13 protein-coding genes are annotated in these 12,255 nt (G+C 44.0%); all 13 read right to left on the reverse strand.

Features of this window, described 5'->3' with window-relative positions; genetic code table 11:
- Positions 1–2: 2 nt before the first annotated feature.
- Entirely contained in the window at positions 3–488 is a 486-nt protein-coding gene (locus tag VP97_RS00325; RefSeq protein WP_050179623.1) for a hypothetical protein, read from the reverse strand.
- Positions 485–676 carry a hypothetical protein gene (locus VP97_RS00330; protein ID WP_050179624.1) on the reverse strand — a complete coding sequence of 64 codons (192 nt, stop codon included), beginning with the start codon at positions 674–676 and terminating at the stop codon, positions 485–487. Before VP97_RS00330 ends, VP97_RS00325 begins: the two co-directional genes overlap by 4 nt.
- A gap of 15 nt (positions 677–691) precedes the next feature.
- Positions 692–1,702 (reverse strand): replication-relaxation family protein, encoded by a 1,011-nt coding sequence (locus tag VP97_RS00335; protein WP_050179625.1) that lies wholly within the window; start codon positions 1,700–1,702, stop codon positions 692–694.
- A gap of 321 nt (positions 1,703–2,023) precedes the next feature.
- Positions 2,024–2,725 carry a hypothetical protein gene (locus VP97_RS00340; protein ID WP_172656718.1) on the reverse strand — a complete coding sequence of 234 codons (702 nt, stop codon included), beginning with the start codon at positions 2,723–2,725 and terminating at the stop codon, positions 2,024–2,026.
- 249 nt (positions 2,726–2,974) lie between these two features.
- A complete protein-coding gene (locus VP97_RS23060; RefSeq protein WP_082220163.1) occupies positions 2,975–4,045 on the reverse strand; it encodes a peptidoglycan DD-metalloendopeptidase family protein in 1,071 nt (356 codons plus the stop codon).
- A gap of 26 nt (positions 4,046–4,071) precedes the next feature.
- Complete coding sequence (locus VP97_RS00350; RefSeq protein ID WP_050179627.1) at positions 4,072–4,740, reverse strand: hypothetical protein; 669 nt, start codon at positions 4,738–4,740, stop codon at positions 4,072–4,074.
- Positions 4,741–4,742: 2 nt separating this feature from the next.
- Positions 4,743–7,046, reverse strand: a complete 2,304-nt coding sequence (locus VP97_RS00355; protein WP_425388421.1) for a CD3337/EF1877 family mobilome membrane protein — start codon at positions 7,044–7,046, stop codon at positions 4,743–4,745.
- 97 nt (positions 7,047–7,143) lie between these two features.
- Positions 7,144–7,644 (reverse strand): hypothetical protein, encoded by a 501-nt coding sequence (locus VP97_RS00360; RefSeq protein WP_050179629.1) that lies wholly within the window; start codon positions 7,642–7,644, stop codon positions 7,144–7,146.
- A 14-nt stretch (positions 7,645–7,658) separates the two neighbouring features.
- Positions 7,659–10,250 carry an ATP-binding protein gene (locus VP97_RS00365; protein ID WP_050179630.1) on the reverse strand — a complete coding sequence of 864 codons (2,592 nt, stop codon included), beginning with the start codon at positions 10,248–10,250 and terminating at the stop codon, positions 7,659–7,661.
- 24 nt (positions 10,251–10,274) lie between these two features.
- Positions 10,275–10,730, reverse strand: a complete 456-nt coding sequence (locus VP97_RS00370; protein ID WP_050179631.1) for a TcpE family conjugal transfer membrane protein — start codon at positions 10,728–10,730, stop codon at positions 10,275–10,277.
- Between the two features lie 30 nt (positions 10,731–10,760).
- Positions 10,761–10,982: a TcpD family membrane protein gene (locus VP97_RS00375; protein WP_050179632.1), complete on the reverse strand. Its 222-nt coding sequence runs from the start codon at positions 10,980–10,982 to the stop codon at positions 10,761–10,763.
- On the reverse strand, positions 10,979–11,986 hold the full coding sequence (locus VP97_RS00380; RefSeq protein ID WP_050179633.1) for a conjugal transfer protein: 1,008 nt from the start codon (positions 11,984–11,986) through the stop codon (positions 10,979–10,981). The genes VP97_RS00375 and VP97_RS00380 overlap by 4 nt, the downstream gene beginning before the upstream one ends.
- Positions 11,987–12,004: 18 nt before the next feature.
- Positions 12,005–12,226: a hypothetical protein gene (locus VP97_RS00385; protein ID WP_050179634.1), complete on the reverse strand. Its 222-nt coding sequence runs from the start codon at positions 12,224–12,226 to the stop codon at positions 12,005–12,007.
- Between the last annotated feature and the right edge of the window lie 29 nt (positions 12,227–12,255).

Below are 12,255 nucleotides of genomic sequence, written 5' to 3' on the forward strand. Positions count from 1 at the left end.
GGTTAATCGCGCCCTGCTTTAACAGACTCTCCAAGAACGATGGCGACAGTCTTTTCTGCTTGGTTCCTTTTAAACATTTGAACAATACTTCCTTTCCTGCCCGACTCAGCCCTCCTCTGGGTGCTGCGCTTTTTCTTGGCTGCCTGCGAAGTGAAGTGAACTACATTGAGCCCCAAAGCACATGTACCAAGAACAATTAGAGAAATTTTCATCATGCCGACAGCGGACAAAATGGCTTCAAATGTCCAAATTTCATAGATCCAGGCTCCAGCAGCCTGCACCAAAAACAGAGACAGGGCAAGAAGCAGCAATGACGTTCTGTATTTGTTTCCTGTATGCTGCAAGGCTGCGGCTGCATAAAAGATGGCCAATCCAACTATGATTATGAAGAGAGCCTTAGAAGGGGGAATGTACCATTCCTGGTACATCCCAGCGATTCCAGCCGCTCCTGCTGTAGCGGCTACGAGTAATAAAGCACCTTGCTTCATTTATGATTCATGCGCAGTTTGCGCTTCTCCACTTCAATCACAAAAATCAATTCGTCCTTCATCAGCTCTTTCATCAGTCCGTACATTCTTTTTTGAGATGCGCGCGGCATGACGGAAATTTCTTCATTCAACAGATGGCCATTGTCAATCAGCCCGGTTATTGTCTGAAATTCTGGAAGCAAGCTCATAGATTCATTCCTCCTTTATGATGTAACAGTTCCGGCGGCTTGGATTTCGCTTGGATGAATGTCTTCATAGTCAATATGGTGAACGTCCTGCAGCAGTTCCTGATGAAACTCCCTCATATGTGTTAGGACCAGAATCCGCCTCTGATCCCGGTCATAGGCTTCTTTCCGGTACCGTTTCAGGCTGTATATCTTCATTAAATCTGTATCGAGCAGGCTGACTAGATACTTTTCTTCTCCATCGTGCTGCACAAGGCGATCAAATGCTGAGTAAAGCAGCGGTTTTTCTGAAAGCGGTGTGATGTCGTGTTCTGACAACACATGAAATATATTTTTTTCATTGTCCATAAACTGAAGATATGTTTTGCCAAATGTATAAGGCATAACTTTCAGAGAGCCCCCTGTGATCAACTCTTTTCCTGGGTTCACTGCTTTTAAAATAAAATCACTGAAAGAAGCCTGTCCTTTTGTAAAGATGATAAAGTTGTGCATGGTCGATTCCTTGATTTCTCTTACCACTTTCATGATGTATTTAGGCAGAGAACGGCTCATGAAAATATAAAAGCCATACTCTGTTCCGTCGGGGCTGATAAGGGAGCCGTGAATATTGTTTCCGCGGTTGAGACCGTACATGGATTTTATTTCTCTGCTGTCACGCATCCTCCATCCAAATGGTGCTAGGTCAATCATCAGATCATTTGCCGAAAGCAGGTATGGCAAAAAACTGCGCGTTACCTTTAAATCTTCTGCTTTTCGCTCCACTGGAATCCCTATCTTTTGAAGCTGGGAAATGCCCTTATCGGTCAAGCAATGGCAGGCACCCATTTTCCTTCCCTTTTCTGAAAGAATAGGGAGCGAATAAATCCAATCAGAATTTCTCAATACATGCGTTTTTTTATTCGCGTAATGGGACGTCATCTGAAAACGCCGCATCAGCTGCTGCGTACTCAGCGCACGGTATTGATAGAGTATGTGCAGCATCTCGATATCGCGCGGCTGGATACTCTTCACTACCTGTTTTTCGCTCACTTTCTTCACCTCTTTTTTGTGCTAGGCTGGGATTGTTTAGTTAAATCAATCCTCCATACTTCCGGATTGGTTCAACTAAACCTTTCCTTTTACACCAATCCGGTGGCAGCTGCTCAAAACGTGATCTTATCCATCTTTCTCTTCCTTTTTTGGGTAAGAATGTGGGCTTTCCTGTTATAGGTTGCCTGATTGCAGTAACCGCCAGGTGTCATCAGGATTTTTTCAGGTAAGAATGGGCAGGTAAGGACTGGCTCCCCCTTTTTACCCCTTCAGTTCTTACCCGGAAAATTTTCTGTTCTGCAAACCGGTTCTTACCCGCTTTCAGCTCCAAATTTGCCTGTACTCTTCTGATTCCTCAGTGTGAATTCCTCTATTTTTTTTCATTTTTTCCTCCTCGCTTCTTTTGTTTTTTTGCTGCTCCACCTCTTCAATAATGGCCGCTTTTAATGACGCATCCGGATGCATTCTTTCATATTGGTGGTGACGCTCTATATAGCCAAGAAAATCCGCAAGATTCTCTCTTGCCAATACGTACATCTGCACATGATCACCGTGCGGATCATGAAATCCCTCTTCCATTACGGCAAGATAGCGCCAGCTGTCATCCCGTATTAAGCCTGTCTGCCTGACGGCATCGAGTAAAAATTTACGGTTTCGATTGTCAAGATCCCGGATGATTCGGTCTTTAAAGTAATGAATAATGAAAATCGCTGCCTTATCGAATCTTTTTTCAATGGAAAGCTGCTCACACGCTTCGAAAGTGGACCGGAAGTAATAATGGCGTATAGCTGCTCTATACTTTCCATCCTGCTGATAAAGCGGCATCAGCCCTTCATAGGCGAATTGATAAACAGGATAGCCATTCACTGCTAACACTTTCGCCCTCGCTCTGGGATAAACAGTAGAGACTGGCGGGAGCACGGCATTGTCATCGAGTTCAAAGATTCTCCCCATCACATCACTTTTCAGCACCTCCATATACCGCAGGAGTTCCTTTAATTCCTCTGCTTTCTCTTTCATCATGATCACCTCCTTTCATGACGTTAAATGACCTCTTATGCCTAAAAGAACAAGGCTGAAAAACTGAACGTCGGACACTTATTTTGCTGGCATACTAAAAAACCCTTACGTCTGACGTAAAGAGGCAAAAAGCTTATTATGACGGGCTTTGTTACATTAAAAGTGTCAGACGTCAAAAGTTAAGATGTCGGACTTTTTTGGTAAAACCCTTGTTATAACGGCTTTTCTTTGTTTTCCAACGTCACGAAGCCATTATTCATTTACTTTCGGAGAAAAATCTTTTACATAATCCATCGGATTAACCGCTTCTCCGTTTATCCGCACTTCAAAATGAAGATGTACCCCGTATGAATGACCAGTAGTGCCCATCGTTCCAATTTGCTGTCCAGCTTCTACAGTCGTGCCGGCAGGAATCCCCTTTTTACTCATATGTGCATAGCGGGTAGTCACCCCGTTTCCATGGTCGATGATTACCAAATAGCCATATCCCTTTCCTTTCAACGCGCCATTCAGTTCACTGACAATCACTTTGCCGGGCATAAAAGCGACAATCGGCTTATCCAGATCATTCCCGCCTGCTATATCAAGCCCAGCATGGAGTTTGCCCCACCGCTTTCCGTAAACAGACGTGACATTTTTAGTATGCGGAACCGGCCAGGCAGTATCGCCTTTCACCTCGACCGCTCCCGCACTTACTTCCGTAATTCCGCCCGTATAGCTTTCAAAGAAGCCCATCACATCTGCCACATACTTTTGGCTGTGATTGTACGTAAAGACTGCTTTTCTTGGATCCGTTTTTGCTCCGGAAGCGGCTAAATAATTTGCTGTGGAATGAAGCGCATCATCAATATTCATCGGGTCGGCGACTCCATCGCCATTGCCATCCACCCCATAGCCGCCATACTTTTTGATCTGACCTACATCAAGCATGGTATCTTTATCGATACTTCCCCGTCCGAGACCTGAGCAGGTCGGATGGCTCCAGCCAGTCCAGGTACACGGCATGAATTGCGTCGGACCAATTGCTCCCGCGTAGCTCTCAGATAAATTAGAGCTGAAGTGGGTTTCAACCCGATGAATGGCGGCTAAAAGCGTCCAGGGAACACCATATGCTTCTCCCGCTTTCTGATAATGTTCAATGAATTCCTTGGGTACTTCATTTTCCCCAAGCTGGCTAAGCTGTACAGTCCCGGGTGTTCCCGTAAATTCAGGGGCTTCTTCTTCAACATTTGTGACTAGGACAAACGCGAAAATAAGCACCCCGATTATCATTACAACCGGCACGCTAAGAAAAATGGGAATGATCAATAGCCATTTTTTCACCTCATCTCCCTCCCTGTGAAGCTTTGCTACTCAAGATAATTAATCAAAAAATCAACGACCTTGTATTCACCTTTCACCTTTTCGAGCTTCAATTTATACAAATCTGTTTCGTCTCGCTTTACAGCATCTGCATTCGTTACTTTCCCATTCACTTTTGCATTCCAGACCATTACGTCAGCTGTTGGCGCAAACGGCTCGATCATTTCTAGAGAGACCAGCTCTCGCTTTACGGTCATTGAAGTAGGGCGCTCCGGGCTTTGTATTAATAGCTGATATAGATCTTCACTTATTGTATCTTTGCTGTTTTTAATATTGTGGAGTGGATCCCGGCCATCGTAGGGATAGAAAGCTCTAACAAATTTTTCAGCAGCCGCTTTAGATTGCGTTATTTCTTCCTTCGTAAAGATTTCCTCCATCGTAGGCGGCAATTCTGATTCATTGACACGGGTAGCAGAAATCTCCCCTGTATCGCCGTAATCCTCAGCATAATATTGACCCATTGTTTCTGGTTCAGCTTCACGATCATAGCTTGCTGCTTCGGTCTCCTGCTTCTCGTTTTCTTTTTCCTCAATAGAAGAGGGCTGGTTATCCTGTTTTTGTCCTGCAAAAAAGCCCAGCACTAATAGCGCAATGGCTATACCCATTACGCTGTTTACAATCCACTGTTTAACGTGACGATCTAGACGCTGAAACAATGTTAATCATCCTTTTTGTTGTCTTGTTTAAGGTGATAAAGTTCGTCCTCCGGCTCTTTTTCCGCTGTATCATGAGAGTCTCTGTAACTTTCTTGATCATCTTCCGGCCCTGCGTCCAATTCTACCGGTCCAGCATGAACTTTATCCGTCTCCTCATTTCCAATTGGATACAGTACTGGATGGCTTTCCTGTCCTTCTGCTGGCATAGGATGATTGGTATCATCGATATCCAAATAAACGGTTACATCTTTCATTTTTTCTGCTGGTTGGGTATCCATCTGTACACTGTTATAATCCAAAACAGGGTCGCTCTCCTTTTCATCTTGTTTAGATGGCATGTGCTCCTGCAGGCTGGCTAAATTAGCATATAAATCATCATCCTGATCGCTGGAATAAGACCTGCCTTCTGACTCTTCAAACGGCTTATTGTGTGGCGGCATTTGAACAGGTTCATTCTCTATTTCCTGAGGCTGGCTCCATTCTGCATTTTTGATCTCTTCCGCTGGCAGGTCATCCTGGTGTTCAAAGGACTCTTTTGGTATATTGTCTTCTTCATCGTACTTTTTCTCCCTTTCTAAAAAAGCAGGCTCTGAAATTGGGGAACTATAACCGGGCTGGTCTGCATCAGCTTTTTGCTGGTTCTGTTTATTAGGCGTCCCTTTTGCAGCGTGTTTTTCATGCAGTTGCACTAGCAGCTGGGCCTGGCTGATACCTGACGTGATACTTTGAATATTTCCCTCGCCAATTGCAATTTGGCCGACTTTACTGCCGATATTTGCGCCAGCTGCAATGCCAGCTCCTCCTGATACCACACCGCCAACTACCGCTCCAGCAACTGCAGCTGTACCCTGCACTCCAGTTTTAACAGGCCGAGTAACGGCTTCTTGAAGTGAACCAACTTCAGCACGCAATGCCTGAAATTCTTTGGAACCTGCAGAAAAGATATTTTTGATTCGGTTTCTGAGAAGAAACATAAGCGCCAGCAAAATGAACTGTAAGACGCAAACTATGATATATTCAGATGCCCCTCCAACCGCAATGTTATTCAAACTGTACACAATCTCTGATATGGCAAAGACTACAATCGCTCCGAAAGAGACAACAATTTTTAAAACAAGAGGCAGACCTAACTCAATAAAATACTTTTTTAACACGCCAAACTGGCCTGGAATCGCTGCAAACAACAAAGCAAAAGGGGCAACGGCTGCAATTCCCATAAACCAAAATTGAAATACCAAAAGCAGCAGTGCTAACAAAAAGATAGGGATTGAGCATAGTCCATTCACGAGCAAGTATAAAGGTGTGAAAACCGCCCGCTCCATGACCGATCCATAGGTCATCATAATGTTGCCATTCTTTTTCACTTCCACATTCCTAACATATTGCAGACGATCGTCTCCTGGCTCTTTTTTAAGCAATGCTTGAACTCTCTCGTTTCCAATATCGTCTACTTTATCTGTTCCATATTGCATAAACAAGTATGGTCGATCTACAAACAGTGTCCATATATTATCCATCATTCTTTCTCTTAATGTATTTTCGCTCAGATCACCTGAGCTTTCCTCCTTATCAGCAGCTTCACTGTTTATAGATCCGGATAAAACTAGTTGGCTTGCTTCTGTAGTAACTTGATTGACTCCTGTAAGGAACGAGCTATAATTCGAGAAAAGTAACAGGGCAACCGCAAAAGTAAGCACTGTTTTCATCATTTCCCCGATTGTTTCTGTCGCTGCTCGTTTCCATACATATAAATAACAAGCGTATGCAATAGATAAAACAGCGATTACACCTGCCAAGCTTCCAAACAATCCAGAACTTTCAAACCTCGTATCTGAAATACCAGTAACCTCTTGCATAATTATCTGCAACTTCTCAATAAGCTGGTCAATTAAATCAAAATCGTAAGATAAATTTAGCACTGAAAGCATAAAGTTAGTTGAACCAATGTTAAACTGGAAAGCATAATTATTCAGTATATTAATTGCTTCATAAAGTTGACCCATCGTTGCTTCTTTCAAAGCAGCACCACTCACATAACTCCAGCCAGTCTGCCACCAGCTTTTAGTTTCTTCGTCCTTCATTTGTTCCTGATTAAGCGGCACTATATCAAGCATGTAATGGGCCTCATCCTTATTCAACTCTCCGTATTTATCTGTATAAAGAGTTGAAAATATACTAGTTTGCTTTACTTCTTCAGTTTTCTCGTTACTTTCCTCGTTATTATCTTCCGCCTTAGTTACGCTGTATGACAGAGCGTTTATAGCAAGCATTACACATAAAAAAACTGCTAGAGTTGTGTAGCGCATTATTTTTAGGCATAAAAATAATCCCTTAATATAGATAAAGGGATCAAAGCCTAGTGCCTCCTTTCAGAAACTTATTTCAAAAAATTGAACAGCTCTTTTAATCTGTATATTCGTGAACAAGAGTACCTTCTTTTTTCTTTTCTTCTTCTGGAAATACTTCTTCTATTTCATCATTTAGAATCCCTGTTGAAAGCGTTAGTTTCCACTTTTTGCTTTCATCTTTAACCATTTTGATGTACTCTGTATCGCTAGTCATAGAAGCACTGTTAGGCATATCATATTTGACTCTATAGTATAATTCTTTACCATCATAAATATTGTCATATCTTCTAATTTCATATCTGTCTTTTAATTTTTCTTCAGATCCAGGGTTATCATGACGACCAGGAACCAAAACATCATTTTCAATGCCTTGCTTAAGTGCTTCAGATGTTAGTATTTTTGACTTTCGATCATCGTCTTGTTCTACAACTGCAGCAATGTACTCATAAGCCACTTTATCTGCAGCTTCAAAATCTTCCTTTTCTCCACAGCCAGTGATCACTAAAAGCAATAGCAATCCAACACCTACAAAGAACCAGTTTTTCCGATTTATCACAAAAACACCTCCGCTTAAACCAGTACCCTTTCTTTTTCCCGTTTACGCTCTTCTTCTGTAGAAGTGGAAGAATCAAAAGCTTCCAGTAGATCTTTAAAAACTGGATTGATTTTCACGACAGCCGAGCGGCCGTAAATATCCTGGAACAGTGCCTCGCCTCGATTCAGTCCTTTTAATGTTTCAATGTTCGCTGGTGTCGGCGGCAGGTTCAAGTAATCCAGCATTTCTGCTGCTTCACTTGTCTTTTTCATCCCAAAGCTGAATTTCATGCCAATGTTTGCAACATCCTCTCCATGGTCAGACGCATTCTGCGACCCTTTTATGAGAGTGGTATTGTAATAACGCCCTTGCCGGATAATAAAATTCATGAGCTCAGCCCCCACGGCACTCCGATCCACGCTTCTAGCTTCATCCTGCAGGATAATTTTATGCCGGGACCGGTCCTGGTTGAACATATACTGCTTCGTAAAAGCCGTCAGAGAAATCATAATGGCTTCCGATATTTTATGTGCCGGGCGTGGCTGCTTGGTATGTGCGTCCGGCAGTGTGAGGTTCTGAACCATCATCACTTGAAGCGGCTTGTCTACTTTCAACACTCTGTAGTCCTGCCCAACTTCGCCAAACAGAAGGCGGGCCAGCTGGTTGCGCCGCAATGTTTCGAGTGTTCCTTTCAGCCGTTCAACTGATTCATGCCGGCTCTTCGACATGTTTTCCGGCCGCTTCTTATACAGTTCTTGAAGATAAGCTATAACAGCATCAATACATGGATCGTCCGTGCGGGATATTTCTTCTACTGCTTCACTCAGAATGGTGTACTGGTCATCTTGAATATTGATGCCGGCTAAGTACGAAAGAATGTCCATGCAGACATCTTTTGCTTCCTCAATATTGGTGCTAGTGCGGAATGGATCCAGGCAGCCGGCATCTTCTTTGCTGCGTCCGAGTGTCCACAGCGAAACATGCTCTTTCGGGATAAAGGGCAGCCCTTTTTCCCATCCTTTACGATCGCCCTTGGGATCTAAAACCAGTGCCTGTGAACCGCTCAATACGGATAAATACGTAAACAGGTTCATAAAAACCGATTTCCCTTTGCCTGTCATCCCCGCAACCAGAACCGAAATGGAATCCACCACATTATGAACTCCTTCAAATGCTTTCGCAGCCAGATCCGGCTTAATAAACACTGGCCGCTTGAACTGCTTGGTGTAGCCAATAAAAAGCCCCCGATTATCCCCGATATTGGTTGTGGCACCAAACATGGCCCCGGCAAGGATGCCCGGAGCCGCTTCAATTTTATAGTCCGTGTTGTACTGCTTAGATCCTGGGATTGTTTCTATAGCCAGCCCAATCTGTTCGCCGTAAGGCGCCAGGATACTTACACCAAATCTCGAGAGTTCATTTCGCAGCATATCCGCCCGGGACTTTAACGTTTTTTGATCTTTCGCATTGACCCTGAAGATGAAGGAACAGCTGTAAGCAGGCTGCCCGCTTTTTTTAAAGTAGTTTTCCATCTGGATGGCACCCTGTTCGGAGGTGGAAACACTTAAGTCAACACCCGTTCCGCCTTTTATCGCTTCCTGCCGTTGATCCTCAAACTCAAGCCGGGCATTGCTCAGCTTCTTTCGGACCTGTGTATTGTGCTGATGGTGAGCACGAATGGAAACGCCCACCGGAAACGGCATTTTGGCTTGAATTTTGTACAACCATTCAAAACCTGGATGGTGGTTGACTTCGTCCATTGAATCACAGACCAGATACTGCACATACATGTCTTCTACTTCGTTTTCGATAATCTTTTTCATCAGCAGTGTTTTCGGCCCCACTTCTTCCACGCTTGCACTTTGTAAATCCATAAAAGCTTGTTCGTCCGGTCTTACCGCTTCGTGAATATCTCCGTTTTCTTCATATCCTTCCACATGTTCGCCAGGCAGGAAGTCAGGCCGGTGCTTTACATCATGATTTGAGTTTGTCACCGCAAACACTTTTTCTGCCAGGTACACCGCTTCCTTTGCGCTAAGTGGTTTGACCGTAGAAGAAAACCCACCGGAAACCGTTGTAATCAGAGACTCTGCCTGCTCTTTCCAGGCATCGATTTCTTCCTGCAAAATATCGTAAGGTTCCAGGCCCACCGCCCGGTATACCGGTGACTTAAACCCCATCAAAAATTTCTGCAGGGCATCCAGGGCATTTGTACCGGCGTTTCCCTCTTTGTATTTGTTTTTTTCGGGATTCAGCTGGATGCCTATATAATGGTAGTATTCGCTTGTTTCATTGATCTGGCGCTGTCTCCCCAACACTTCTTTTAGCTGTTCCATAAATGCAGTACCGCTTTCTTTCAGCGGATAGCTGAGGCGCTGCATATCCTGAATCGTCTCATCCAGCACGCCACCAGTGTCGGTAGGAGAAGGTGAAACGATAAAATGAAGATCATGCCCGTTGTTTGCTAAAAAATACAGCTGCTGCTGAAACGGAATCATTTTTTCTTCGGTTTCCCTGAAGTCATAGCCGAATCCTTCAACCCGGTAATACGCCCATACAGTGCCGTCCCGCCCAAACAGCAGGTTTCCCTCAATATGCTTTATTGGAAACTCCATCATGCTTTTCATTCCTTATCAACACTCCTTTACCGATCATTTGTACGTGGTGTATCCTTTAAAAAAGTAAATCACGGACTTAATCGCATTCTTCTTTTTTGGGTCCTTGTACGTACAGACTCCTTCAACTGCAAATGTTTTCGGTTTTTCCAGCTTCTTTCCCTTAAAGTACGTAACCCGCTCCAGCCTTCGGCAGTGGAAGCTGACAAAAGAACGGAAATAGGAAACCGGAGACCGGTTCTCTGTCCCGATATCAGACAGCAGCCAGGCAAGTGTTACCGGAATCGCCAACAGAATGCCGGCTGGTATCCAGTGCAGAAGAAGACCCAACCCCGGGGTAAAATACCACAGCAGCTCCACTGCCCCAAAAAAGAAGAAATAAAAGATTGATTTTAAGCGGATCGGCCTTCCTAGCTGAAGGCCAAACAGCTGATAAATTTTCCGGTCGAACTTTAAAAAGTTATTGATCACATATAAGGGTACCCGGTTCATCGTATCGCCCTCTTTATAAGTTTCTTTGGCTTACGCGCCTAAATTCAGCTGTCCACCAAGCCACTCTGATAAACTTAGCAAGACCTCTGGATTCACCACAAAGATGCCGATAAATGCAAGGCCGATCAGGCTGCCAATCATGGCCAGCCAGGCCCGCTTATACGCTGCGGCCAGCAGCACAATAAACAGCACGAATAAAAGGATGTACTGTACCTGCTCGGAAAACCACTGAAAAATTCCTTCTAAACTCATTGTTCATTCCCCTCCCTTTCATTGATCGAAGACACAACAAAACGCTCGCCATCTTTTTTGATAGCCAGCTCATAATCCGTATGAAATTGCATGTCCGACTCCGGATCCTGCATCACTACTTCACTCTGTACAATATATTCTCCCGTTTTGGGTCCTTCATAAATATCCGCTGACGCTACTTTTACAAATGTCATTGATTTATTCAGACCGGCAAGGCGGCTGCCATCTTCCAGAATATACGCGAGCTTGTCGGTTGAATCTTCTGTATAGCTTGTAAAAAAGGTATCTAAAAATGTTCTTACCCTGCTTGTTTCTGGTGAAGAAGCGGCTTTCTGTAAGCCGATCTGATGATCCGCTTTTACCGTTGTCTGTTCTTCAATGTGTGTGAATTTTGGAAGTTCATAGATACCGTACGAGGTGCCGTCATAGGCAACCGGTACCACAAAATATTTAGAAATTGACTTTGTTTCCGGCTCATCTTCCCCATCCACTTCACGGGTTAATTCTGCAGTCACATAAAACGTAACAAGCGATTTATTGTTTCCCAAGTCTTCTACTTTCTTCAGCGTTGATCCTTTATGAGCGGAATTCCATGTGACTTTGTCCGTATTCAGCCCAGCCTGCGGATCCAGCCCCTCTGCCAGGAAGGATGAGAGTTTCTTTTCCCTTTCTTTCTTCTTTTCTTCCCCGCTTCCCCAGTTGAAGTAATGGGCGGTAAAGCTTTGCGCAAATTGAACTGCTTCCGGTTTGACGGAAGGGTTTTCCGTCTCTTCAGCCCGTGTTGCTTGCGGCAATGGATCATCATTCGTTTTAGAAAAAAGTGTAACGGCTACGACAAGGAACATAAAACTGAACAGCACCCAAAAAGCAGCCGCTCCTGTTTTGCGTGCCATGTATCCCCTCGGACGCTGCGGCTTTTGTTTCATTTTTTTGGGCTGAGGGGAGCGGAGCGCTTTTTTTACCATACTCAGCCGGCTGTTTCGTTTCAGCTTCTTTTCATCCATTGTTCATCACCTTTCTTTCTAGTAGTGCTTGCTTGTTCCTGCTAAAAAACAAATAGCTATAATCAAAAGCAGGGTTCCGGTCATCCCGAACTTTCCAAGCGATGAATTATAAAGTGAGACTGCATGAACTTTCCCTTCTTCCCATAATGGCTGAGCACCTGGGAATTCTTCGAGTACTACACTCCCGATTGCTAAGATTAAAAAGATCATCAGAAGGGTGCCTAGCAGCATTTTCAGCATGAGTATTCATCCTTTCATTCACAAAATAA

This window comes from Domibacillus robiginosus, assembly GCF_000966195.1.
GTDB classification, from domain to species: Bacteria; Bacillota; Bacilli; order Bacillales; family Domibacillaceae; genus Domibacillus; species Domibacillus robiginosus.

What these genes read in the sequence shown, in the direction of transcription:
- VP97_RS00325 (WP_050179623.1), bottom strand. Translation starts at nt 488, where the DNA reads ATGAAGCAAGGTGCTTTATTACTCGTAGCCGCTACAGCAGGAGCGGCT.
- VP97_RS00330 (WP_050179624.1), bottom strand. Translation starts at nt 676, where the DNA reads ATGAGCTTGCTTCCAGAATTTCAGACAATAACCGGGCTGATTGACAAT.
- VP97_RS00340 (WP_172656718.1), bottom strand. Translation starts at nt 2,725, where the DNA reads ATGATGAAAGAGAAAGCAGAGGAATTAAAGGAACTCCTGCGGTATATG.
- VP97_RS00355 (WP_425388421.1), bottom strand. Translation starts at nt 7,046, where the DNA reads ATGCGCTACACAACTCTAGCAGTTTTTTTATGTGTAATGCTTGCTATA.
- VP97_RS00365 (WP_050179630.1), bottom strand. Translation starts at nt 10,250, where the DNA reads ATGAAAAGCATGATGGAGTTTCCAATAAAGCATATTGAGGGAAACCTG.
- VP97_RS00370 (WP_050179631.1), bottom strand. Translation starts at nt 10,730, where the DNA reads ATGAACCGGGTACCCTTATATGTGATCAATAACTTTTTAAAGTTCGAC.
- VP97_RS00375 (WP_050179632.1), bottom strand. Translation starts at nt 10,982, where the DNA reads ATGAGTTTAGAAGGAATTTTTCAGTGGTTTTCCGAGCAGGTACAGTAC.
- VP97_RS00380 (WP_050179633.1), bottom strand. Translation starts at nt 11,986, where the DNA reads ATGGATGAAAAGAAGCTGAAACGAAACAGCCGGCTGAGTATGGTAAAA.
- VP97_RS00385 (WP_050179634.1), bottom strand. Translation starts at nt 12,226, where the DNA reads ATGCTGAAAATGCTGCTAGGCACCCTTCTGATGATCTTTTTAATCTTA.